At 31.6% G+C, this 24,711-nt stretch carries 23 protein-coding genes; 21 read left to right on the plus strand and 2 right to left on the minus strand.

All coding sequences use genetic code 11. The annotated features are described in order from the left end of the window. Window positions 1-14 precede the first annotated feature (14 nt). A complete protein-coding gene (locus LQ608_RS07275; protein ID WP_239750995.1) occupies window positions 15-1,451 on the minus strand; it encodes a YhgE/Pip domain-containing protein in 1,437 nt (478 codons plus the stop codon). Further along, complete coding sequence (locus tag LQ608_RS07280; protein WP_239750997.1) at window positions 1,444-1,902, minus strand: MarR family winged helix-turn-helix transcriptional regulator; 459 nt, start codon at window positions 1,900-1,902, stop codon at window positions 1,444-1,446. Before LQ608_RS07280 ends, LQ608_RS07275 begins: the two co-directional genes overlap by 8 nt. A gap of 247 nt (window positions 1,903-2,149) precedes the next feature. Between LQ608_RS07280 and LQ608_RS07285 the strand changes: the two genes are divergently transcribed. The 21 genes from LQ608_RS07285 to LQ608_RS07380 all read left to right on the plus strand — a co-directional run bounded on the left by LQ608_RS07285 (window position 2,150) and on the right by LQ608_RS07380 (window position 24,710). After that, window positions 2,150-3,250, plus strand: coding sequence for an ABC transporter ATP-binding protein (locus tag LQ608_RS07285; protein WP_239750999.1), 1,101 nt, complete (start codon window positions 2,150-2,152; stop codon window positions 3,248-3,250). Window positions 3,251-3,291: 41 nt separating this feature from the next. Continuing rightward, window positions 3,292-4,545, plus strand: coding sequence for an extracellular solute-binding protein (locus LQ608_RS07290; RefSeq protein WP_239751000.1), 1,254 nt, complete (start codon window positions 3,292-3,294; stop codon window positions 4,543-4,545). Between the two features lie 14 nt (window positions 4,546-4,559). Continuing rightward, window positions 4,560-5,828 (plus strand): sugar ABC transporter permease, encoded by a 1,269-nt coding sequence (locus tag LQ608_RS07295; RefSeq protein ID WP_239751002.1) that lies wholly within the window; start codon window positions 4,560-4,562, stop codon window positions 5,826-5,828. Further along, on the plus strand, window positions 5,828-6,670 hold the full coding sequence (locus LQ608_RS07300; RefSeq protein ID WP_239751004.1) for a sugar ABC transporter permease: 843 nt from the start codon (window positions 5,828-5,830) through the stop codon (window positions 6,668-6,670). Before LQ608_RS07295 ends, LQ608_RS07300 begins: the two co-directional genes overlap by 1 nt. 15 nt (window positions 6,671-6,685) lie before the next feature. Further along, on the plus strand, window positions 6,686-7,690 hold the full coding sequence (locus LQ608_RS07305; protein WP_115337205.1) for a LacI family DNA-binding transcriptional regulator: 1,005 nt from the start codon (window positions 6,686-6,688) through the stop codon (window positions 7,688-7,690). Between the two features lie 14 nt (window positions 7,691-7,704). Further along, complete coding sequence (locus LQ608_RS07310; RefSeq protein ID WP_239751007.1) at window positions 7,705-9,360, plus strand: alpha-glucosidase; 1,656 nt, start codon at window positions 7,705-7,707, stop codon at window positions 9,358-9,360. A 245-nt stretch (window positions 9,361-9,605) separates the two neighbouring features. Then, window positions 9,606-10,571 carry a dihydroxyacetone kinase subunit DhaK gene (gene dhaK / locus LQ608_RS07315; RefSeq protein ID WP_239751008.1) on the plus strand — a complete coding sequence of 322 codons (966 nt, stop codon included), beginning with the start codon at window positions 9,606-9,608 and terminating at the stop codon, window positions 10,569-10,571. 12 nt (window positions 10,572-10,583) lie between these two features. Next, the gene (gene dhaL / locus LQ608_RS07320; protein WP_239751009.1) at window positions 10,584-11,159 is read left to right on the plus strand and encodes a dihydroxyacetone kinase subunit DhaL; all 576 of its coding nucleotides are present in this window, start codon (window positions 10,584-10,586) and stop codon (window positions 11,157-11,159) included. A gap of 2 nt (window positions 11,160-11,161) precedes the next feature. Further along, the gene (gene dhaM, locus LQ608_RS07325; RefSeq protein WP_078356917.1) at window positions 11,162-11,527 is read left to right on the plus strand and encodes a dihydroxyacetone kinase phosphoryl donor subunit DhaM; all 366 of its coding nucleotides are present in this window, start codon (window positions 11,162-11,164) and stop codon (window positions 11,525-11,527) included. Window positions 11,528-11,610: 83 nt separating this feature from the next. Next, window positions 11,611-12,315 (plus strand): FadR/GntR family transcriptional regulator, encoded by a 705-nt coding sequence (locus LQ608_RS07330; protein ID WP_239751010.1) that lies wholly within the window; start codon window positions 11,611-11,613, stop codon window positions 12,313-12,315. A 282-nt stretch (window positions 12,316-12,597) separates the two neighbouring features. Further along, complete coding sequence (locus tag LQ608_RS12490) at window positions 12,598-12,723, plus strand: hypothetical protein (protein WP_275583055.1); 126 nt, start codon at window positions 12,598-12,600, stop codon at window positions 12,721-12,723. 394 nt (window positions 12,724-13,117) lie between these two features. After that, a complete protein-coding gene (locus LQ608_RS07335; protein ID WP_239751011.1) occupies window positions 13,118-14,653 on the plus strand; it encodes an AbgT family transporter in 1,536 nt (511 codons plus the stop codon). A 178-nt stretch (window positions 14,654-14,831) separates the two neighbouring features. Then, window positions 14,832-15,773 (plus strand): mannose-6-phosphate isomerase, class I, encoded by a 942-nt coding sequence (gene manA, locus LQ608_RS07340; protein WP_115337210.1) that lies wholly within the window; start codon window positions 14,832-14,834, stop codon window positions 15,771-15,773. Between the two features lie 15 nt (window positions 15,774-15,788). Continuing rightward, the gene (locus LQ608_RS07345) at window positions 15,789-16,019 is read left to right on the plus strand and encodes a hypothetical protein (protein ID WP_115337211.1); all 231 of its coding nucleotides are present in this window, start codon (window positions 15,789-15,791) and stop codon (window positions 16,017-16,019) included. Between the two features lie 253 nt (window positions 16,020-16,272). Continuing rightward, a complete protein-coding gene (locus LQ608_RS07350; RefSeq protein WP_239751012.1) occupies window positions 16,273-17,271 on the plus strand; it encodes a LysM peptidoglycan-binding domain-containing protein in 999 nt (332 codons plus the stop codon). Between the two features lie 204 nt (window positions 17,272-17,475). Continuing rightward, window positions 17,476-18,846 carry an EVE domain-containing protein gene (locus LQ608_RS07355; RefSeq protein WP_078356910.1) on the plus strand — a complete coding sequence of 457 codons (1,371 nt, stop codon included), beginning with the start codon at window positions 17,476-17,478 and terminating at the stop codon, window positions 18,844-18,846. Window positions 18,847-19,677: 831 nt separating this feature from the next. Continuing rightward, window positions 19,678-21,051: an alanine/glycine:cation symporter family protein gene (locus tag LQ608_RS07360; RefSeq protein ID WP_239751013.1), complete on the plus strand. Its 1,374-nt coding sequence runs from the start codon at window positions 19,678-19,680 to the stop codon at window positions 21,049-21,051. 243 nt (window positions 21,052-21,294) lie between these two features. Beyond that, window positions 21,295-21,657: a transcriptional regulator, SarA/Rot family gene (locus LQ608_RS07365; RefSeq protein ID WP_078356908.1), complete on the plus strand. Its 363-nt coding sequence runs from the start codon at window positions 21,295-21,297 to the stop codon at window positions 21,655-21,657. 124 nt (window positions 21,658-21,781) lie between these two features. Further along, window positions 21,782-23,203, plus strand: coding sequence for a Na+/H+ antiporter NhaC (gene nhaC, locus LQ608_RS07370; protein WP_239751014.1), 1,422 nt, complete (start codon window positions 21,782-21,784; stop codon window positions 23,201-23,203). A gap of 88 nt (window positions 23,204-23,291) precedes the next feature. Continuing rightward, entirely contained in the window at window positions 23,292-23,678 is a 387-nt protein-coding gene (locus LQ608_RS07375; RefSeq protein ID WP_239751015.1) for a thiol-disulfide oxidoreductase DCC family protein, read from the plus strand. A 66-nt stretch (window positions 23,679-23,744) separates the two neighbouring features. Continuing rightward, window positions 23,745-24,710 (plus strand): LacI family DNA-binding transcriptional regulator, encoded by a 966-nt coding sequence (locus tag LQ608_RS07380; RefSeq protein WP_239751016.1) that lies wholly within the window; start codon window positions 23,745-23,747, stop codon window positions 24,708-24,710. Window position 24,711: the final 1 nt, after the last annotated feature.

A 24,711-nucleotide genomic window follows, 5' to 3' on the forward strand; every position in this document is an offset into this window, starting at 1 on the left:
TTTTTTAATACATATTAATAGTCATTTTCGTTTGCTAGACGTCTCAAGTGTGGATACTTAGAACGTACTACATATACTAGAAGTGTAAGAGCTGCGAAAACAATCGCAATAAGTCCTATTATTAGCATTGATTGTCCATACGATACATCACTTGTGAAGTTAAAGATATTTTCTCTTAAAGCTTTAATGACATAACTCATTGGCGAGAATGGATGTAAGTCTTGGAAGATCTTACCTGATAATTGTATTGGGAAAGTTCCTTCACTAGAACCTAATTGTAGTATCAGTAAAATGATTGCTAAGAATTTACCAATATTACCAAGTACTACAGTTAAGAACGTTACAATCATATATGCTGCGATACTCCATAATAGTAATGTTAAAGTAAAGTAACCCGGATTAGCTATTTCAATTTCAAATCCGTATAAGCACAATATAGTTAATACTAAAGCGGATCCAATAGCTTGCATCATAAATATAGTAAACTTACTTAACCACCATTTAAATCCAGTTGATTCTCCAATTCGTTTGTCGATAGGGTATACTGCTGAGAAAGCAACTGCTCCAACATATAAACTCAATGAAAGGATATATGGTGCGAAACTTTGACCATAGTTGTCTACTTCGGTTAAATCATCTTCGTTTGAAACAACAGGACTGTTTATCGCTTTAACATTTTTCTCGTTAAAGTTTTGGTCTTCTGATTGTTTGATTGCTTTATCAATATTTTGTTTTAATTTATCATTATTTTGTTGTAAATCATTTAAACCTTGAGATACTTGCATACTTCCTTGTAAAAGTTGTTGTCCTTCTGCTCCAGCCATTGGTGCTAACTGTTCTAAGCCAGATTCAACTTGTTTATTTCCATCGATAAGTTGTGACTCTGCATCTGACATTTGGCCAAGCGCTTTAGAAGTATCTTTATAACCATTTGTAAGCTTGTTCATACCTTTAAATGATTCGGAAATATATTTTTCACGAACAGAAGAACTTAAATTGTCTTCAACTGCTGTTACAGCTTTAGAGGCAATTTGAGAGCCTGTGTAACTATATCCTGGATTAGTCTTTACATTAAAGTCGATTTTTTTAGGATTCTTGTCTAACATTGAACCAGCATGTTTAGTAGTATCAGAAGGAATTGAAATAACTGCGAATGAATTGCCTTCTTCTAAATGTTTATCTGCAGTTTCTTGGTTAACAAATTCCCATTTGAATTTATCGTTGTCTTTTAAATTATCTTCTACATCGTTACCTATATTTGTTTTCTTACCATTTACTTCTCCGCCATTATCGTTATTAACGACAGATATTTTTAACTGATCTGTCTTGCCATAAGGATCCCATAAAGAGCCTACGAAAACAGAACTATAAATAAGTGGTATTAACATGATTGCAATTAAGGATACGAGTAAGAATTTATGTGTCCACAGATTTTTTATGTCATCAAACATGTTTAGCATCGTCCTTTCCTGTTATAAGATTATTAGCTTTCTCAAGTTGTTTAACAAATGTGATGATTTCTTGATCTGAGAAATGAGAAGAAAGTTTACGATTAAATGTTTCGTAAATAATATCTTCGGTACGGTTAACAAGCTTCATTCCTTTTTCAGTTAACAGAACGGACTTCTCTCTTTTATCTTCACCTTGTTCAATTGAAATAAGTTCGAGGTTTTTTAATTTGTTTATTCTATTTGATATAGCTGTTTTAAAAACACCTTGTTTAGAAGCGATAAAACCATAAGTACATTTAGGAAAATCTTTAATTATTTTTAAAGTTTGATATTGTTCTTTAGAAATAACTTCATCTAATCCAGTATTATTTAAAATTTTACCTACTTCACTATGAATATTAATAATAGATTCTTGAAATAAGTTAAATGCCTTTTTTAATTCGTGTTCCATTTTAGTACACCTCCTGTACTTAATACAAAGAATATAGTACACCCTATGTACTATAAAAGCAAGAGTTTTAATTAAAAAAGAAACAATCGTTTGCATTTAAATATTGATATTTAAAATTAAAAAGCTAATTTTATTGAATAAAACTAATGCAATCGTTTGCATAAAAATGTTGACATTTTAACTTTTTACACATATTATAAATCTATATTAAATTTTGTAAGCGATTACAATTATGGAGGGATTATCTATGGCTGAAATGAAATTAGAGAATATAAAGAAGACTTACGACAAAGGTAATACAGTGGTACATGATTTTAACTTACATATTAAAGATAAAGAGTTTATTGTTTTCGTCGGTCCATCAGGGTGTGGAAAGTCTACAACTTTGAGAATGATCGCAGGATTGGAAGACATTACATCAGGAAATTTTTTAATCGATGATCAAAGAATGAATGATATTGCACCGAAAGATAGAGATATCGCAATGGTCTTTCAAAATTATGCTTTATACCCACATATGACAGTCTATGACAATATGGCATTTGGTCTTAAACTTCGAAAAATGAATAAAAAAGAAATCGATAAAAGAGTTCAATACGCAGCTGAAATTCTTGGATTAAAGGAATATTTGCCAAGAAAGCCTAAAGCTTTATCAGGTGGACAAAGACAAAGGGTTGCATTAGGTCGAGCAATTGTAAGAGATGCGAAAGTATTCTTAATGGATGAGCCTTTATCTAATTTAGACGCGAAATTAAGAGTTCAAATGAGAACGGAAATATTAAAGTTGCATAAACGATTAGAAACAACAACGATTTATGTAACACATGATCAAACAGAAGCATTAACGATGGCAACACGTATTGTTGTACTTAAAGATGGCGATATTATGCAAATAGGCACGCCACGTGAAGTATATGATGCACCAGAGAATGAGTTTGTTGCACAATTTATTGGATCACCCGCAATGAATATCTTTGACGCAATGGTTAATAATGATGAATTAGTGATTGGTGAACAAGTGATTAAATTAAATGAAAGTAAAGCGCGCATGCTGAATCATAATGGCTATGATGGTAAGACGATACGTTTCGGTATTAGGCCAGAAGATATTCATGATGAGCCTGTATTTATCAATGCTAATAAGGATGTAACTTTTAAGACTAAAGTACTTGTCAGTGAATTATTAGGTTCTGAAATCATGATTCATGGATTATTTAATGATGAAGAAATTTGTGCCAAGTTAGATGCAAGAACAGTCATTCATCCAAATGATGAAATTGAGCTCGCTTTAGATTTAAATAAATGTCACTTCTTTGATAAAGAAACTGGGAAAAAAATAAAAAATTAATTTATTTAGTGAATAAATAATTAATGAAAGAAGGGGATTAGATGAAACATTTAATAAAAATTGGCTCAATACTACTCGTGATATTATTACTTGCAAGTTGTGGTCCTAATCGAACACAAGAAGATATTGATAAAGCACTTAACGAAGATGAAAAAACAGCCAAACCTAAATCACTTACGATGTGGGTAGACGGTGATAAACAAATGGCTTTTTACAAGAAAGTAACGAAAGATTATACAAAAAAGACTGGTATTAAAGTGATTCTTAAAAATACAGCACAAGATGATCAAGTAGATAACTTATCACTTGATGGACCATCAGGTAATGGACCTGACTTATTCTTTCAACCGCATGATCGTGCAGGTGATGCATATTTGCAAGGGTTAGCGGCAGAGATTGATTTTACGGATGAAGAATTAAAAGGTTATTCCAATGAAGCACTGCAAGCTTTAAATTATGAAGGTAAACAATTAGCATTACCCGTTATAGTAGAATCAACTGCTGTTGTCTATAACAAAAAGCTTGTTAAGACACCACCAAAGACAATGGATGAGGTTGAAAAAATTGCGAAAGATGTTACTCACAAAGATAAAAAACAATATGGATTTATGTTTGATGCAAAGAACTTCTACTTTAATTATCCATTTTTATTTTCACAAGGGGGATACATTTTTAAAGAAGAAAAAGATGGATTTAATACAAACGATGTTGCAGTAAATGATCCTTCTGTTATTAAAAATGGCGAGAGATTACAATCATGGTACGACAAAGGTTATATTACGAAGTCGGCTAATCAAGATGTTATTGTAGGGCTGTTTAAAGAAGGGAAAGTAGGCATGTTTGTGACAGGTCCATGGCAAACGAATGAATTTAAAGAAGCGCTAGGCGATGATTTCGGAACAGCGACATTCCCAACTGATAATGGTAAAGAAATGAAACCATTCCTAGGGGTAAGAGGTTGGTTTATATCCGAATATAGTGAAGAGAAATACTGGGCTAAAAATTTAATGCTGTATTTAACAAATAAAGATAATATGCAGAAATACACAGATGAAATGCAAGAAATTACTGGCCGTACAGATGTTTCTTCTAAAAATGAATTATTAAAGCCATATGAAGAACAAGCTCAAAATGCTATTCCGATGCCAAATATTCCTGAGATGAGTCAAGTATGGGACCCAATGGGAAATGCAGCAGTATTTATGTCCAACGGTAAAGATCCTAAAGAAGCGCTTGATGAAGCGAAGAATGGCATAGATGAACAAGTAGAGATTATGAATGCATCTAAAAAATAAAGGAAGGTGAAATTGTGAAAATGAGAAATCCAAAATTAGCAGCTATACTATCGATTATTCCGGGTATTGGCCAATTCTATAATAAAAGATATATAAAAGGCAGTATATTTATCGTATTTTTTATTAGTTTTATGTCAGTATTTTATCAATTTATGAATATTGGATTCTGGGGATTATTCACTTTAGGTACAGTGCCTAAATTAGATGATTCAAGGGTTCTATTAGCACAAGGTATCATTTCGTTATTATTAATTGCATTTGCAACCACTTTATATGTCGTTAATTTAATAGATGCTTATCGTAATGCAGATCAATATAATAAAGGATTTGAAATTAAGAATAGTAAAGGTCGAATGACGGCAACATGGGATAAGACTTTCCCATACTTATTGATATCACCGGGTATATTTTTATTGATTTTTGTTGTCGTATTTCCACTTTTATTTATGTGTTTTTTAGCTTTTACAAATTACAATTTATATAATGCACCACCTAGACATTTATTAGAATGGGTAGGGTTTGATAACTTTAAATCATTAGTTACAGTACCTATTTGGAAGACGACATTCTTTAGCGTATTAACATGGACGATTGTTTGGACTTTAGTTGCGACAACTTTACAAATCGCGCTAGCGTTATTGCTCGCTATAATTGTCAATCACCCACTTATTAGATTTAAAAAGCTTATTAGAACAGTATTAATCTTACCTTGGGCAGTCCCATCGTTTGTGACAATATTAATCTTTGCAGCCATTTTTAATGATGATTTTGGTTCGATTAATAATGATATCTTACAACCGTTATTCGGTTTTGCACCAGCATGGTTAAATGATCCATTCTGGGCAAAGATTGCTATAATTTTAATTCAAGTATGGCTTGGGTTTCCATTCGTATTTGCTTTGTTTACAGGTGTTCTACAAAGTATTTCTTCAGATTGGTATGAAGCGGCAGATATGGACGGTGCATCAAGTTGGCAAAAATTTAGAAATATTACGTTTCCACATATATTATTTGCGACTGCACCATTATTAATTATGCAATACGCAGGAAACTTTAATAACTTTAATTTAATTTACTTATTTAATAAAGGTGGTCCACCTGTTTCGGGGCAGAATGCAGGTAGTACGGATATCTTAATTTCTTGGGTATATAGATTAACATTTGATATGCAAAATTATAATATGGCAGCGACCATTTCATTAATTATTGGTGTATTTATTGCTATTATTGCATTCTTACAATTTAGAAAGACTAGTACTTTTAAAGATGAGGGGGATATTTAATGAATAAGAAGAATAAAAATATATTAAGAGCGATTATCATGTATGGCATTTTGATTATTATGTTTATCATCATTATTTACCCATTACTATGGACTTTAGGGTTATCACTCAACTCTGGTTCTAATCTTTATGGTTCTTCTATGATACCGAAAGATGCATCTTTGAAAAATTATATATATTTACTAACGGATTCATCAAGTGATTACATTACTTGGTATAAAAATACTTTAATCGTTGCGACGGCTAATGCATTATTTTCAGTGATTTTTGTTGGTTTAACGTCGTATGCATTTTCAAGGTATCGCTTTGTAGGTAGAAAATATGGACTGGTAGCATTTTTGATTTTACAAATGTTCCCTGTATTGATGGCAATGGTTGCTATATATATATTATTAAATACAATAGGCTTATTAGACTCATTATTCGGTCTCACTTTAATTTATATTGGTGGTTCCATACCGATGAATGCCTTTTTAGTAAAAGGGTATTTTGATACAATTCCTAAAGAATTAGATGAATCTGCTAAAATAGATGGTGCAGGACATATGAGGATATTTTTCACAATTATGTTACCCTTAGCTAAACCGATTCTAGCAGTTGTGGCATTATTTAATTTTATGGGACCATTTATGGACTTTATTCTGCCAAGAATCTTATTAAGAAGTCCTGAAAAATATACATTAGCAGTCGGGTTATTTAATTTTATAAATGATAAATTTGGTAACAACTTTACAGTATTTGCTGCTGGAGCAATGATGATTGCAATACCAATTTCTATTGTATTCTTATTATTACAAAGATACTTAGTAACTGGTTTAACAGCAGGTGCTACAAAAGGATAATAAAGGAGTGGTCTCGTGGTTACAATAAAAGATGTTGCGAAAGAAGCAAACGTTGCACCATCAACAGTATCAAGAGTGATTAGTGGGCATAAAAGTATAAGTGATAAGACATCAAAAAAAGTTAAAGCTGTGATGAAGCAATTGGGCTATCAACCTAATATTGCCGCGAGAACACTTGTAACACAAAAATCTAAAACGATTGGTTTGATTTTAAAATCAGCCTCTAAAGAAATGACGCAAAACCCATTCTTTACAGATGTTCTGATGGGGATATCAATAGCTTGTAAACAAAGGGAATACTCAACAATTATGACAACGTCAATTGAACAAGCTGATTTATTAGTTGAAGTTGAAAATCTCATTAAATCTAAATCAATAGATGGCTTTATTATGCTTTATTCAAAAGAAAATGATCCAGTTACACAATTGCTCAAAAAATATCAATTTCCTTTTGTTGTTGTAGGTAAACAATTAGGAGAAAGAGAAATCATTCATATCGACAATGATAATGTAGAAGCGAGTCAAATGATAACTGAATTTATGATTCATAAAGGACATGATCATATAGCTTTTATAGCTGAACCGGATTCTTATGCTGTTGCATTAGATAGGGTAGAGGGCTTTAAGAAAGCGTGCGATAAACATAGCATTAACCAATATGAAATTTACCATGCAAACCCTAATAGAGATGAAATATTAGCAATCATTAAAGAAATGAAAGAAACCACTACATTTCCTACAGCGATTATTACATCAGATAGCATGATCAACATTAATTTATTAAGCGCATTATATGAACTTAATATAAGAGTGCCAGATGAAGTGATGACAGCAACTTTTAATGATTCATTTATCAATACTTTTGCTTCACCACCTCAAACTGTAGTTAATATTTATCCAGAACATTTAGGTGAGGAAGCAGGTATAGCTTTAATTAAACTGATTGAGAATCCTAATATTTTAAGAAAAAATACGGTCATTCCAACAGAAATAATAGAGAGAAAATCAACGATAAAATAAGAGGTGACTAAATAATGGAGGAACGAATTTGGTGGAAAGAAGCGGTTTGTTATCAAGTTTATCCTAGGAGTTTTAATGATTCTAATAATGATGGTATTGGTGATATAAATGGTATTAGAGAAAAGTTAGATTATCTGAAAAATCTAGGTATAGATGTGATTTGGGTTTCGCCAATATTCAAATCACCTAACGATGATAATGGCTATGATATTAGTGATTATCAAGATATTATGGATGAGTTTGGTACGATGGAAGACTTCGAATTACTATTAAAAGAGACACATGATAAAGGTATGAAACTAATATTGGATTTAGTAATCAATCATACATCAGATGAACATCCGTGGTTTATCGAGTCTAAATCTAGTAAAGACAATCCTAAAAGAGATTGGTACATATGGCAAGAAGGAAAAGACGGCAAAGAACCTAATAATTGGGGAAGTATATTCAATGGTTCAGCTTGGGAGAGAACTGATGAAACAGATGAATATTACTTGCATATTTTCAGTAAAAAACAACCAGATTTAAATTGGGAGAAAGAAGCGGTACGTACTGAATTATACAATATGATTAACTGGTGGTTTGATAAAGGTATAGATGGATTCCGTGTTGATGCTATTACGCATATTCAGAAGTCATTTGAAGATGGAGATATACCAGTTGAACCAGGTGATGAACAGTATAAAGCAGCATTTGAACGTTATACCAATAGACCAGGCATATTAAATCATTTACGTGAATTGAGAGATGAAACATTCAATAAATATGACATTATGACAGTAGGAGAAGCAAATGGTGTCAGTCCCGATGATGCGAATGATTGGGTAGGCTTTGATAATGGCATTTTTAATATGATTTTTCAGTTCGAACATTTAGGATTATGGAATACTGAAGATAGCGGATTTGATGTTATAAAATATAAAAATATCATGTCAAAATGGCAAGACCAACTTGAAGGAATTGGATGGAATGCGCTATTTATCGAAAATCATGATCAACCAAGACTCGTTTCAACTTGGGGAGATGATGAGCATTATTGGTATGAAAGTGCAACAAGTCATGCGACAAATTATTTCTTACAAAAAGGTACACCATTTATTTACCAAGGACAAGAAATAGGCATGACGAATTATCCATTTGAATCATTAGAAGATTTTAACGATGTTTCCGTTAAAAATGAAATTAAATTAAAAGAACAACACGGAGAAGATACATCATCTTTATTAAATAATTTGAGTAAAGTAAATAGAGATAACTCCCGTACAATGATGCAGTGGGATAATCAAGCGTATGCAGGATTTTCAACAACAAAACCGTGGTTCCACGTTAATCCGAATTACAAAACTATCAACGTAGCTGATCAATTAGAAGATGAACATTCCGTATTAAATTATTATAAGCGCTTGATTCGATTGAAAAAAGATTATGACGTCTTTAATTACGGTAAATACGAATTAGTAGATAAAGCACATAAGCAAATTTATACTTATAAGCGCATACTAGATAACGAAGAAGTCATTATCATGAGTAATTTAACAGGCGAAAAAGCCAATATCACATATCCACTCAATATAGAAAAAAGTGCGTTATTATTGCACAATTATTCAACGATAGAAAATACAAATGTATTAGAACCATTTGAAATAAGAGTATATCGAATAGAAAAATAAAGAGTTGATAGCCGAGACACGCGTTGTCTCGGCTTTTTATATGTGGAGATATAACTACCATAATTACGAATAGTGTAATAAGAAGGTACCCTCTTACGTACATTTCTCAGAATTCTGTCCCTAACACCACCCCTTACGGACATTCTTAATTTATCATTTACATTTAACTCATATTGTTAACGCTTACTTCCATATTCGTTTTATAATAGAAATGTAGAATTGATAACTCAACGGGAGGTTATTTTATGAAAAAGTTAATGAAAGAAAAGACGAATTTTGTTGCTGATATGCTTAAAGGTATTGAAGTAATGGATAACTCAGTTGAAATTATAAGTGATAATGTCGTTGTTCGAAAAAAAGTTAAAACAAGTGGTGTCGCTTTAGTTTCTGGTGGTGGATCGGGTCATGAACCGGCACATGCTGGTTTTGTTGCTGAAGGAATGTTAGATGCTGCTGTTTGCGGTGAGGTATTTACTTCGCCAACACCAGATAAAATTCTAGATGCAATTAAACATGTTTCTACAGATGATGGCGTCCTACTGATTATTAAAAATTATGCTGGAGATGTCATGAATTTTGAAATGGCTCAAGAAATGGCCGAAATGGAAGGTATTTCATGTCAGTCTGTAATAGTCCGTGATGATATTTCTATAGATAATGAACAAGATAGAAGAGGCGTTGCAGGTACTGTTTTAGTCCACAAATATGCTGGATACTTATCTGATAATGGATATAATTTAACTGAAATTAAAGAAAAAGTAGAAGCATTTATTGAAAGTATTAGAACGATTGGTATGGCCATATATCCTTGTTTAGTACCAACTACTGGTCAATATGGGTTTGATTTAGATGACAATCAGATGGAAATTGGTATTGGTATTCATGGTGAAAGAGGTATATATCAAGAAAAAATAGAAACGGTTGATGAAATTATAAATAGATTAATGCATGAACTTGAAAAAGAAATTTCTGATAAGTCGTTAATCGTTATGATTAATGGAATGGGTGCGACTCCAGATTCAGAACTTGCGATAATTGCGCATTATTTCAACGAATATGCATCAAATAATCAACTTGAAATCAAAAAATACTTTGTTGGAAATTATATGACAGCACTTGATATGCAAGGCTTTTCTATTACACTTGTTCCTTATCAAGAAGAACTAGAAGAGGCATTTAATGCACCAACTGAAAGTAAATATTTTAAATAGGAGGCATTTTTAATGAATGCAGAAACACTATTGAAGAATCTTAAGGATTTAAAAAATACATTTGAAGCGGAAGAACAAAATTTAACTAATTTAGATAGAGCAATTGGTGATGGAGACCATGGCGTTAATATGTTAAGAGGTTTTAAAGCGGTAGATGAGAAAGTGACTGGAGAAACAATCAGTGATATTTTAAAATCTACAGGCATGACACTAATGAGTTCTGTAGGAGGTGCGTCAGGTCCACTCTATGGCTTCAGCTTTGTTAAAATGGCTGGACTCGATCATGATGAAATGACTCAAGACAATTTAATAGAATATATCAATACATTTAAAGAAGCTATTGCTACAAGAGGTAAAGTAACAGGCGGAGAAAAGACAATGTATGATGTATTATTAAAATCTTCAGAACATCTAGACAATGGGAATAAATTAACTGAAGAAAATTTACAACAATTTGCTGAAGATACTAAAGACTTAGAAGCAACTAAAGGTAGAGCTTCATATTTTAAAAAGGATTCAATTGGTCATATGGATCCAGGTGCACAAAGTATGGTTTATGTATTAAAAGCTTTAAGTAAGGATGTGTAAAAATGGCTACTATAGGAATTGTTAGTCACAGTAAAGATATTGCACAAGGTGTTAAAGATTTATTAGAACAAATGTCTCCGAACGTAACAGTTATTGCAAGAGGTGGTACGAATGAAGGAGAAATCGGGACAAGTATCGACACTGTAAATGAAATTATTAATGAACTAACAGAAGATGCTATGATATTTTATGATATAGGTTCATCTGAAATGAATCTTGAGATGGCATTAGATTTATATGATGGACCTTACAAGTTATATAAAGTTGATGGTCCAATCGTTGAAGGTTCATTTTTAGCAAGTGTATCCTTATCAACAGGTGCGACATTAGAAGAAGCGATTGACAGTATCAAGAGAGAATTTTCGTAAAGCGCTTTAATTATTTACGAATTAATAAATATTAAATGATATAATTGCTCTACTAATGATTTTAACAAGGTGGAGAAATTGGAATGAAGATATCGAACAAGAAATTATACGAAAAAGTTGCAGATGTCATCATATTGGATATTAATGAAGGACGTTTAAATATAGGAGATCGTTTACCATCTATTAAAGCTTTATCTGAGAGCTTTGGAGTAGGTCAAGCAACTATAAGAGAATCCTTAAATGCATTAAGAGCTATGGGTTTTGTAGACATCAAGCATGGACAAGGAACATTTATTATAGAAAGAGAAGAACCACAATTTAACTTTGAAGCAATAAGTGGAAATGCTAAAGACATTGAAAATTTATTAGAAGTAAGAAATATAGTCGAAGTAGGCGTTGCAAGATTAGCTGCTAAAAATAGAACTGATGAAGATTTATTAGCTATAGAATCTGCATTGCAAGATATGCAATTAGCAATAAACGAAAATGAATTAGGTGAAGCATCTGACTTGAAATTTCATCTTGCCATTGCTGATGCAGCAAAAAATGATATCTTAAAGCAATTGTTATTAAACGTTTCCGATATTATGAGACATACAATGAAGGAAACAAGAAAAATTTACTTATATACTAAAAGTAAATCAATAGAAAAATTGTATAACGAACATAAAGAAATCTTTGAAGCAATCAAAAGCAAAAATGCTAAACTTGCACAAAGTAAAATGACATTTCATTTAGAAGAAGTGGAGAAAGTTGTACTAAATAACATTAGACACTCGGATAATTGACTAATGGTAGGAGAGCTTGGGACATAAATACCCATTCTTAAATAAAAAGAGCTAATCCATATTTTCGGATTAGCTCTTTTTTCTTTATTTATAAAATCTACGATTTTGTTCGTGCATGCTTGCCTAGGGTATGGTTCGAGCCTGTAGTCTCTCACGCATACTATTCCCTCAGGCGTCAGCACTTTACAAAATCGTGAAAAATATCCATTCTTATACAAAAAAATAAAGCACTTTCATATAATTTAATTAATAACCACAAAAAATAAATTAACGAGGTGCTTTATGTATAAAAATTATAACATGTCTCAATTAACGCTACCACTTGATATTGAAGTTTTAATTCCAAAAATTGATATTGCGCATTTTGTAAATCAAATTGTAGAAACGATACCTAATGAAGAATTCTAGGACATTTATGTCTAAGCCTTTAACTTTTTAATTGTAAAAATAATAAAAGCGATAAGCTTCAGGAGGCTTATCGCTTTAGGGTGTGTAACACCATCCGTTCCATTTCATAATCATATATAAAGACTTCTTACAGTTAATAATAAATTGCATGATGTTTTTTCAAATATGAAGTACATTTATTACAACTTATCATCTGTTTATAGTATAAAGTCATCAGTATAGATTATCAACGTAAATTCAAAAAAAAGATACGTCAAATTTACACTTAATTTAGTTGTAAATAGAGTCTTGTAAGTAGCAGTAGTATAACATTTATAAAAATTATCAGAAATTTCAAAAATCAATGTTTCATTTATGATATACTATTTCTAATTTAGTTATGGGAGGATAATTTATGAGCCAAACAAAACAAAAAACGTCTATTGTTAATAAATTTCTGAATTTAATAGAAAAAGCAGGTAATAGATTACCTGATCCAAGTATTCTTTTCTTCTTTTTATGTGCTGGATTAATTTTTCTTTCATGGTTTATTTCATTATTTAATATCAAAGTAGAAAATCCAGGAACAGGAAAGACTGTAGAAGTAACAAGTCTCATTTCTAGAGAAGGGTTTGGGAAAATTATTAGCGAGTCTATAACAAATTTTTCTGAATTTCCAGCATTAGGCTTAGTATTAGCTGTAATGATAGGAATAGGTGTTGCTGAGAAGTCAGGGTATTTTGATAAGTTAATGATTCAAGTCGTACTAAAAGCACCTAGAAAAATCATTGTTCCTATTATTATATTTGTAGGTATTATAGGTAATGCTGCAGGAGACGCTGCACCAGTGGTTTTACCACCTTTAACAGCACTAGTATTTATAAAGTTAGGTTACCATCCAATAGCTGGACTTGCCATGGCATACGCCTCAGCACTTGGGGCATTTGCAGCGAATTTAACTTTAGGAATGAGTGATGCATTAGTATATGCATTTACTAAACCTGCAGCTGAATTAATTGATAAAGATATTAATTTAAATGTGGCGATGAACTGGTACTTTATTGCAGCTTCAACAATTGTTTTACTTCCTGCAATTTATTATGTAAGTATGAAAATTGTTATTCCAAGACTCGGTACATATCATCCAAATGATGATTCAAATGAGGATGAATCAAATAATGAAATTACTACAAGAGAAAGAAAGGCTTTAAAATTTGCTAATATCAGTTTTCTAATTGTGATAGGAGTATTACTAGCTTTATCTATACCTGAGAATGGATGGTTAAGAAATTCTGATACTGGTAGTTTAATTGAAAAATCTCCTTTAATGGATGGCGTAGGAATTGTTATTCTTGTTGTCTTTTTTGTTCCAGGATTTGTTTATGGCATTGTTTCAGGAAAAATTGGAAACACTAAAGATCTAGGTAAAATGTTATCTGACTCAATGTCGACTATGGGAAGTTTCATTGTAATTGTCTTCTTTGCTGCACAATTACTTGCATACTTGGAATGGAGTAACTTAGGTATTGTTATATCGGTAAAAGGAGCTGAATTACTACAAGGTCAGAATGGCGTTGTATTAATTATCGGATTTATTATATTGAGTAGTTTAATTAATTTATTAATTGGCAGTGCTTCCGCCAAATGGGCAATATTAGCACCCATTTTTATACCGATGTTTATGTTGTTGGGGTACCATCCAGCATTCACTCAGATGGTATATCGAATAGGGGATTCTATTACTAATCCAATAACACCTATGATGCCATACCTACCATTATTACTTTCATATGCTCAAAAATATGATAAAAACATGAAATTAGGAACGCTAATCTCTAGTTTAATGCCTTATTCAATTGTCTTGGCAATTGTTTGGCCGATATTTATGATTATTTGGTACTTATTAGGTATACCATTTGGACCAGGTGGAGATATTTACTTTAATAAATAAGATTATTCCAAAAGAATTAAATGCTAGATATAATAATTCTATTTAATGTATATTTGTATGATGAGTATTCCATAAAATACTGTCAGTATGGTACAATCTTCATTGGTACATCTATATCATTTGAAATTAAAAATAAGCATTATATAATATATAACAACAAATAGAAAAGGATGATTGAATGTCTCCGTTAATGTTAAAGCCTGTCTTTAAAGAACGCATATGGGGCGGTAGAAATTTAGAAAAAATGGGATATAACCTTCCAGACGGACAAATTGGTGAATGTTGGGGAATATCTGCGCATCAGAATGGGCCAAATGTAATTGCGAATGGTTTGTATGAAGGTAAAACTTTGGACCAAGTCTGGTCAGAACACCCAGAGCTTTTCGGAAATCCTTCTGAAGAAAAGTTTCCATTACTTACTAAAATTTTAGATGCTAATGATAAATTGTCAGTTCAAGTACATCCTGATGATACATATGCCTCAGAACATGAAAATGGTGAGTTTGGAAAGACTGAATGCTGGTATATCATTGATGCAAAAGAAGATGCAGAAATCATATATGGTACATATGCTAATACAAAGCAACAATTAGAAGAATTTATAAAGAATGAGGATTGGAATCATCTATTTAAACGTGTCAAAGTTGAAACAGGGGATTTCTTTTATGTTCCAAGTGGCACTGTACACGCTATAGGAAGCGGAATCATGATTTTGGAAACACAACAAAATTCTGATACAACATATAGAATTTATGACTATGATCGCATTGGTCAAGATGGTGAAAAAAGAGAACTTCATTTAGATAAGAGTATTGACGTTATTACAGTAGGATCTCAAAGTCCGAATGTACCTCCTAAAAAAATCGATGATGAAGAACAAAAAGGCATATTACTAGTGGAAAGCGAATTCTTTACAGTTGCTAAATGGCAAATTAACGGGACATTCAATTTTAGAAAACCAAGAGATTATTGCTTAGTTAGTGTCATTGAAGGTAGTGGAGAAATTATTACAGATGGCAATGTGTTTGAAGTTGTTAAAGGTGATCATTTAATTTTGACTGCAGATGACTTAGATAACCATATTAACGGACAATTAGAAGTTATCGTTAGCTATGTTTAGAATGGAGAAATTAAAATGAAGAAATTTTTATATTTATCATTAGCTTGTGCTGTAATAGCAGGACTTGGATTATTCTTTGGAATGCCAAAATATCCTACTCCAGTAATACCATTTATTATTGCTTTAATAGGCTTAATTTTAGCTATCTCTACAGTTAAAGATAAAGAGATTTCAGCTGGTCTAAAGTTAGGAGGCATCCTAGTAAATTTGATGCCAACTTTAGCAGGACTATCATTAATTCTTTAAATTAATAGGAAAAAAAGCAGTTGGCAAACGTAAATTTGTCAGCTGCTTTTGTATGAATATGTTTAAATTGAGCTATTTATTATAAGTGTTATATCTTATTTAATTTTTAAATTATTAAACTTTAAAAGTAATATACTATTATAGGGTTAATGGAAATGAAATATAACTGTAATACAAACTGCTGATATTAAAGTGTATAATTAGAAAGAATTAATACAATATAAAAAATGAAACAAGACGGGGGTAAGTTATTTTGAAGAAAAAGACAATAGCGGCATTTGTTGGTGCTTCTGTAGCAGTAGCAGTATCTTCACAGCAGGCTGAGGCAGCAACTTATAAAGTTAAAAGTGGAGATTCTTTGTGGCTTATTGCTGACAAACATAATACTTCAATTTCGAAAATTAAAAGTTTAAATAAATTAAGCTCAAATATTATTTTCCCAAATCAAGTATTACAAGTACCTGGGTCATCAAGTACATCGAATTCTAACACGGGATCTACTTCAACTACATCAACGACATATTATACAGTCAAATCGGGAGATTCATTATCAATTATTGCAGGCAAATATGGTACATCATACCAAAAGATTATGTCATTGAATGGAATGAAAAATACTATTATTTATCCAGGACAAAGAATTAAAGTTAATGGAACAGCAACTTCTGGAAGTGGTTCGAATAATAGTGGATCGTCAAATACTTCAGGTAGCACATCTACTTATACAGTTAAATCAGGAGATTCATTATCTGCTATTGCAGCTAGATATGGCACTTCATACCAAAAGATTATGTCTTTAAATGGATTATCAAACTTCATTATTTATCCAGGACAAAAATTAAAAGTAAGTGGTACAGCATCAAACTCAGGTGGTAACACAACTTCTAATAATAACAGTGGTTATGTTCCACCAACGTTTAACCATCAAAATTTGTATGACTGGGGTCAATGTACTTGGCATGTCTTTAACCGTCGTAAAGCTATTGGTAAACCAATTAGTACTTACTGGTGGAATGCTAATAACTGGGCAAGTGCTGCAGCAAAAGATGGTTATAGAGTAAACCGTACACCTGCTGTAGGATCAATCTTACAATCATCTGCTGGATATTACGGTCATGTATCATTTGTTGAGCGTTTAAATTCAAATGGTAGCATTCAAGTTTCAGAAATGAACTTTGCATCATCACCAGGTATAACAACTTATAGAACAATACCTGCTTCACAAGTATCTAACTATAATTTTATACATTAAATACTCAAAACTGGGACACTTTGATGTCTCAGTTTTTATTTGTGTAAACATAGACATGAGTGTGAATGTCTTATACAATGTTAATATTAATATGTTGTTAAAAAAGTAAATACAAAGTGCGTTTTTTCATAGAAAATAAAATCATGACATCATAACAATTTTGATTATGACAATCGATAATTATTGATATTAAGGAGTATACATATGTCTGAAGAAAGAAACTACTTTTGGTTAAATTGTGGATATAATAGATGGAATCATACAGAACCATTAGAAGGTCAAATAGCAGTATTTGAATCAGGAGCAAGCTTTAATCCTAATCAAGGATATCATGCTTTTAAAACTGCAAAACCTGGAGATAAAGTAATTTACTATCAAGTTCAAAATCAAGTAGGATTGTTAGGATTTGGAGAAATTGTTCATGTTCAATCAGGTGGCAATCAAAAGGTTAGCATCCACTTTAAATTTGAACAATCTTTAACGATGTTATCTATTGAATATTTAAAGAGAAGTGAACAATTAGAACTAAGAATTAAACAAATTACAGATCAATTGTTTAATCGTATTTCTAAAGAAGAGTTCGAACTAATTATTGGTCTAGGACAAGGTGCTATTAAGATTCCTAGATATTTCCTATTATCTGAAGAAATCCAATTTGAAGAAAACGAAACTTATACAATATTTACGCATACTGTAAATGGAATTAAAAGAAATGGCTACATCTATTACACTCAGCTAGAAATAGGTGATCAGATTGTATTCTTAAATAGAAATGCTAATCACTCAATAATTGGAATAGGTGAAGTATCTGATAGTATACATAAATTACCACCACAGCCAGGTAGAACAGATTCTACTTGTATTACAGTTAAGTATCATAAAGATATTAACCCTGTAAGTGTTGGAGATTTAAATAAACATCAAGCCTTAAAAAAATTATACTTCTTACAAGAAAATTCCAAACAATCAATTGCGAATTTAACTAAAGCACAATATGATGCAATGATAGATATGAGCAATGGGACGTATGAACAAAGTTCAAATCAACAGTACGAAATGTCAGTACCACGTGAGCAAGAAAATGAACATAAAAAAGATAAGCCTATTATTCTTATGCTTTGTGATAATAAAGAAGATGGTTTGAAAAAAGCTAAGCATTATGTTGAGCGTGAACTTGCTAAAGGTATTTATACTGTAGGACACCCAGATTTTACAGAAGAAATGTTATATGGAAGGTACTTGCCAAACGAAAGTGGTGCATTGTATTACAGAGAAGGATTCATCACAGGTCATATTACAAGTTCTGAAAGAGAATGGCTCGTTATTGACCAGTTTGAAAGAATAGATCCAGAAATATTCCAATTATTCTTAAATGTATTAGATGGTAATGAAATGACAATACCTAGATATAATCACGAAGGAAAAATGGTGAAATGGAGTTTAGAAAAAGATTCATTCTACCATCATAATCCAAAGTGGCGAATGATTGGATTGTGCTACGGTTCAATAGAAGATATTAAAGAACAATATTCACATCAATTTTTAAAACATTGTAGAGTATTACATGTAGGTTAATAAGTATGAAGAGCTATGGATATAAATCCTAACTTAAAATAAATAAGCATATCACTAAACTGATTTTTTAAAGTTTACAGTGATATGCTTATTTTTTAAAACCTTACGATTTTGTATGTGCATGCTTGCCTAGGAGTATGGTTCGAGCTTGTAGTCTCTCACACATACTATTCCCTCAGGCGTTAGCACTACAAAATCGTTGAAATATCTATTTTTTATATAATCTTGCGATTTTGTACATGCATGCTTGCCTAGGGTATGGTTCGAGCCTGTAGTCTCTCACACATACTATTCCCTCAGGCGTCAGCACTACAAAATCGTTGAAATATCTATTTTTTATATAATCTTGCGATTTTGTACATGCATGCTTGCCTAGGGTAAGGCTCGAGTCTGAAGTCTCTCACGCATACTATTCCCTCAGGCGTCCGCACTACAAAATCGTTGGAAATATCTATTTTAATACAATCATACGATTTTGTATGTGCATGCTTGCCTAGGGTATGGTTCGAGCCTGTAGTCTCTCACACATACTATTCCCTCAGGCGTCCGCACTTACAAAATCGTTGAAATATCCATTTTTATTCAAAAAATAAAGCACTCCTTATTAGCACTTTTGCTGAAATCTGCTGATACTGTATCTCTTATCAGCAAATTTGGTAGAATCTGCTTATAACGCACCTCTTATCAGCACTTTTGCTGAAATCTGCTGATACTATACCACTCCATTTATTTAATATTTATCAATTTGGGTTTATTATTTACCGAATATTCTGTAAGATAAGAATATGATTACGTAAATTTTTATCAATAAAATAGCGAAGGGGTCATTTTATGGAGAAAATCGTAGCATTTTCTGATTGGTTATGGGGTTATCCAATCGTAACACTTTTATTATTATCTAGTTTATTTTTAACGTTATATTTAGGCTTTATTCAATTTAGACATTTCGGATATATGATGAAACAAACGTTTGGAAGTATTAACAAAGAGCCAAAGGGTGAGGGAACAATCACACCAAGACAAGCTTTAACATCTGCATTGTCTTCTACGGTTGGTGCAGCGAATATTGTCGGTGTTCCTACTGCTATTATGATGGGTGGTCCTGGTGCTGTATTTTGGATGATGGTTATTGCATTTTTAGGTATGGCTTTAAAATATAGTGAAAACGTATTAGGTATTCATTATCGTGAAAAGAATGATAAGGGAGAATATGTTGGTGGACCAACTCATTACATGAAAAAAGGTTTCAAAAATAAAAAAGTTGGACTCATATTCTCTTTCGTATTCGCATTTGCTTTAATGATCGAACTTATTCCAAGTATTATGGTACAAGGGAATTCAGCAGCAAGTGCGGTTGAAGATACATTCAATATTGATATGGGTATTACTGGTATATTTTTAGCTGTAGTAGCAGCAATGGTTGTATTCGGAGGTATTAAGCGTATTGCAACATTTACAGAAATGATAGTACCTTTAATGGTTGGCTTATATTGTATTATGGGCTTCATTATCATTATCATTAATATTCAACATGTACCGAGCGTTATCGCTTTAGTAGTTGAAAAAGCATTTAATCCTGATGCTGCTTTAGGTGGTAGTTTTGGTGCAGCACTTGCAACTACTGTTCGTTGGGGCTTTGCTAGAGGTATTTACTCTAATGAAGCAGGTTTAGGTACTTCACCAATTGCACATGCAGCTGCAAAAACAGACCATCCTGTAAGACAAGCGTTCTGGAGTGTAAGTGAGATCGTTGTAGATACTTTAATTATTTGTAGTACAACTGCATTTGTTGTACTTGTTACAGACGTATGGAAAGATAATGATGCGAAAGAACAATCTGCTGCGTTAACTGCAAGAGCGTTTAATAATGCTTTTGGTACTTTTGGAAGTTGGATAGTTTCTATTTCAATGGTATTCTTCGTCTTCTCAACAATAATAGTTGTTATATATTATGGATCTAGAATGGCAGAATACTTATTTGGACTAACAGCTGGATTCATAATGAAAATCATTTATGTATTATCAATTGCACTTGGGGCATTTGGTGCGGGTACACAATTATGGAACTTATTAGATATTGCTTTAGCATGTATACTAATTCCAAATATAATTGCAGTTGTCATATTAGCTCCTAAAGTTAAAGAGTTAACTAAAGAATTCTTTACAGGTAAGGAATTTTATTTGAAAGATAAAAAAGGTAAATAGTATGATTCATTTAATTTAATACAGTAAAAAGATTATAACCAAAAGTGTTATAATCTTTTTTTATTTTAAAAATAAACGTTCATATATAGAATTTGTGAGTAACTCATAACGGTTGGCAAATTGACCACTAAAAAATACATAAAATGTCAAATATTTTATTAAATTCCATATTGATGTTATTTAATTTTGTGTTAAAATTATTTTAAGATAATTTAATTAACTATTAATTAGGAGGTCCAGACTATGAAGACTCAATCTTATTCAGAGGCAATCACAGCATGTTCCGAATTCTTTGACTACCAAAATAAAATTGATAATATCTTTTTAGTTATTGAACAGAAGTATGGTCTAAAGAAACACGAATTTTTCTTCTTAATGAAGTTGAATGAAGTGGAAGAGGTACATCTTAAAGATGCAATCGAAAAAGGTTATATAAAACAAAATAAATCGGCTCGTGCTATAAAGAGACTATTTGAGAAAAAATATATATTAAAAAATCGATTAAAATCTGATGAAAGAGCCGTTATAATACGTTTTAATGATGAATATAAAGAAGAGTTTAATATAATAATGAAAGAAGTATTGTTAATGCTTAAAGAAGATTAATAATGATGTACTTACATGGACCTATAAATTTATTGTAGGTCCATGTAAATATAGTGTTGAATAAATAGAAATAAAATAATACAATTGTGAATGTAAGCGCTTTAATTATCAAGGAGGTTTCTCGATGAAAAATGAGTCTTTATCTAAGAATAATATAAGTTTCATTTGGGCAGTTGTTCCTTTTTTATTTATGATTATTAGTATGTTGTTTACAGTAGTTGTATTAGAACAAGCACCACATATTCCACTTATGATAGGTACTGCAATAGCAGCAATCGTAGCTTTTTATCATGGCTATAGTTGGAAAGAAATAGAAGAAATGATGTATAAAGGCATAAGATTAGCTTTACCTGCTATTGTCATTATAATTTTAGTAGGATTAATTATCGGAGCATGGATAGGCGGGGGTATAGTAGCCACAATGATTTATTATGGCTTAAAATTAATAACACCTTCTTTATTTTTAGTAACGATAACTGTTATATGTGCAATTGTTTCATTAGCAATAGGTAGTAGTTGGTCAACAATGGCAACAGTAGGTGTAGCTGGAATGGGTATAGGTTTGAGTATGGATATACCTGCTGGCATGATAGCTGGTGCAATTATTTCAGGGTCTTACTTTGGCGATAAAATGAGTCCTCTATCAGATACTACAAACTTAGCAGCTGGTTTAACGGGTACAGATTTATTTGAGCATATAAAACATATGTTTTATACAACCGTACCTGCAGTAATCATTTCATTAATTGTATTTTTTATTTTAGGACAACAATTTTCAGTTTCTAATATGGATCAAGGAAAAATTGATGGTATTAACTCTGAAATGTTAGACAACTTCACGATTTCACCTTGGCTATTAATAGTGCCAGTTATCGTTATAATTTTAGTTGCATTAAAAGTACCCGCAATTCCTGCACTTGTAGTAGGTATTATATTAGGTTTCTTATCACAAATCTTTATACAAGGTGGAAGTCTTCATGATAGTGTTCAAACACTACAGACAGGGTATGTACTCGATTCTAAAAATGATTTAGTAAAAGAATTATTTAATAGAGGTGGATTAGAATCCATGTTCTATACCATTTCGATGACGATTGTTGCAATGACATTCGGAGGCATTCTTGAATATTCAGGTATGTTGAAATCGATTATCACGCAAATATTGAAAGTAGCCAAAGGAACTGGCGGTCTTATTGCATCAGTTATTGTTTCGTGTATAGGAACAAATGCTTCATGTTCAGAACAATACATATCGATTGTAGTTCCATCAAGAATGTATATCAAAACATTCTTAGATAGAAGATTACATCCTAAAAACTTATCTAGAGCATTAGAAGATGGTGGTACTGTTACTTCGGTATTCTTCTTATGGAATACATGTGGTGTATTTATCGCACAAACATTGAATGTAAATGTATTAGAATATGGTTTGTATGCAGTGTTCAATTATACAGTTCCAGTTATATCGATAATATTTGGATACATAGGATTTAAGGTTATTTCTATTAACGAAGAAGAATATAAAGAATTTAGTAAAGCTGCATAAATAGAAACCGAGACGATACAATTCGTCTCGGTTTTATTTGTAATAATGAAGTGTTACTTTTAAAGAAATAGATATAGGAGTGAATGAAATGGCTATTGTTTATTATGATGGTGATTGTGGATATTGTAACAGAGCGGTTATGTGGTTAATTGGTCATAGGATTTCTTCTAGATTTCAGTTTGCTCAATTAGAAGGAGAATATGGAAAGAATTTAGCTAATGTAAGACCAGATTTGAAAAATATAGATTCTATTGTAGTTGTTGATGGTAAAGTTGTATATATTAAATCAGATGCAGTTATACATTTATTAAAAAATATTAAAAATTATCAATTACTTGGATGGTCGTTAAAATTTGTTCCGAGATTTATTAGAAATGCAGGGTATGACTTATTTGCTAAAATTCGACATAGTTTACAATTTAAAAATGAATGTAAGTTGCCAACAATTGAAGAAAGAAAATATTTTTTAGATTGATATTGCATAAATAATTAGAGCGTGGTATCCTTTTGTGTAAACGGTTACACAAAAGGAAGTTGAAGTATGGCAACAATTAAACAAGTTGCTCAATATGCAGGAGTATCGGTTGCAACTGTATCTAGAGCATTAAACAAAAGTGGTTATGTTAAAAAAGAAACTCAAGATAAAATTGATAAAGCAATTCAAGATTTAAATTATAGTCCAAATGAAACAGCAAGGACATTATACAAGCGCAAGTCTAAAATGATTGGTTTATTACTTCCTGATATTAGTAATCCATTTTTTACAGTAGTTGCAAGAGGTGTTGAAGACGAAGCAATGGCTAAGGGCTATCACATTATTTTAGGCAATGGTGATAGTAATGATGAGAAAGAGCTTGCGTACTTAAACACTTTTAATGTGCATAATTGTAGTGGCATTATAGCATCACAACTTTCAAGCAAGGAAACATTTGATTCTTTTAAATCTTATAATATGCCATTTGTATTATTGGATCGTGTATATGAAGATCACGAATTTGTAGAAACGAACCATCTTAAAGGCGGACAGCTTCAGGCTGAAGTGATAATTAAAGGAAAAGCTAAATCAGTTCTCATTTTAGAACAAAATTTAAATTATAAATCATTTAGAGAAAGATTTAATGGAGCTAAATCAGTATTGGATCATGCTAAAGTAAATTACATATCTGCAAATGAGCTAGAACTATCTGAGGATGAATTAATTAATATGATTAAAGAATATAGTATAGATAGTATAATTTGTAGTAATGATGTTGGTGCATTTAAAGTAATGAGCATACTGTATAACTATAATTACAATGTACCAAATGATATACAAGTTGTAGGTTATGACGATATACCTTTATCAATTACGTATTCGCCAAGTTTAACTACGATACATCAACCTGCATATTTAATTGGTAAAAAGGCATGTCAGCAATTGATAAAGCAATTAGAAGGTAAAAAAAGAGAACATCATCAAGTATTAGATGTAACTTTAGTAGAAAGACAATCAACAAGGAGAGATTAAT

It is taken from the genome of Mammaliicoccus sp. H-M34 (genome assembly GCF_022386495.1).
Classification (GTDB): Bacteria; Bacillota; Bacilli; order Staphylococcales; family Staphylococcaceae; genus Mammaliicoccus; species Mammaliicoccus fleurettii.

Coding starts and splice junctions, on each gene's coding strand:
- LQ608_RS07275 (WP_239750995.1), bottom strand. CDS start 1,451: ATGTTTGATGACATAAAAAATCTGTGGACACATAAATTCTTACTCGTA.
- LQ608_RS07280 (WP_239750997.1), bottom strand. CDS start 1,902: ATGGAACACGAATTAAAAAAGGCATTTAACTTATTTCAAGAATCTATT.
- LQ608_RS07285 (WP_239750999.1), top strand. CDS start 2,150: ATGGCTGAAATGAAATTAGAGAATATAAAGAAGACTTACGACAAAGGT.
- LQ608_RS07290 (WP_239751000.1), top strand. CDS start 3,292: ATGAAACATTTAATAAAAATTGGCTCAATACTACTCGTGATATTATTA.
- LQ608_RS07300 (WP_239751004.1), top strand. CDS start 5,828: ATGAATAAGAAGAATAAAAATATATTAAGAGCGATTATCATGTATGGC.
- LQ608_RS07310 (WP_239751007.1), top strand. CDS start 7,705: ATGGAGGAACGAATTTGGTGGAAAGAAGCGGTTTGTTATCAAGTTTAT.
- dhaK (WP_239751008.1), top strand. CDS start 9,606: ATGAAAAAGTTAATGAAAGAAAAGACGAATTTTGTTGCTGATATGCTT.
- dhaL (WP_239751009.1), top strand. CDS start 10,584: ATGAATGCAGAAACACTATTGAAGAATCTTAAGGATTTAAAAAATACA.
- dhaM (WP_078356917.1), top strand. CDS start 11,162: ATGGCTACTATAGGAATTGTTAGTCACAGTAAAGATATTGCACAAGGT.
- LQ608_RS07330 (WP_239751010.1), top strand. CDS start 11,611: ATGAAGATATCGAACAAGAAATTATACGAAAAAGTTGCAGATGTCATC.
- LQ608_RS12490 (WP_275583055.1), top strand. CDS start 12,598: ATGTATAAAAATTATAACATGTCTCAATTAACGCTACCACTTGATATT.
- LQ608_RS07335 (WP_239751011.1), top strand. CDS start 13,118: ATGAGCCAAACAAAACAAAAAACGTCTATTGTTAATAAATTTCTGAAT.
- manA (WP_115337210.1), top strand. CDS start 14,832: ATGTCTCCGTTAATGTTAAAGCCTGTCTTTAAAGAACGCATATGGGGC.
- LQ608_RS07345 (WP_115337211.1), top strand. CDS start 15,789: ATGAAGAAATTTTTATATTTATCATTAGCTTGTGCTGTAATAGCAGGA.
- LQ608_RS07355 (WP_078356910.1), top strand. CDS start 17,476: ATGTCTGAAGAAAGAAACTACTTTTGGTTAAATTGTGGATATAATAGA.
- LQ608_RS07360 (WP_239751013.1), top strand. CDS start 19,678: ATGGAGAAAATCGTAGCATTTTCTGATTGGTTATGGGGTTATCCAATC.
- LQ608_RS07365 (WP_078356908.1), top strand. CDS start 21,295: ATGAAGACTCAATCTTATTCAGAGGCAATCACAGCATGTTCCGAATTC.
- nhaC (WP_239751014.1), top strand. CDS start 21,782: ATGAAAAATGAGTCTTTATCTAAGAATAATATAAGTTTCATTTGGGCA.
- LQ608_RS07375 (WP_239751015.1), top strand. CDS start 23,292: ATGGCTATTGTTTATTATGATGGTGATTGTGGATATTGTAACAGAGCG.
- LQ608_RS07380 (WP_239751016.1), top strand. CDS start 23,745: ATGGCAACAATTAAACAAGTTGCTCAATATGCAGGAGTATCGGTTGCA.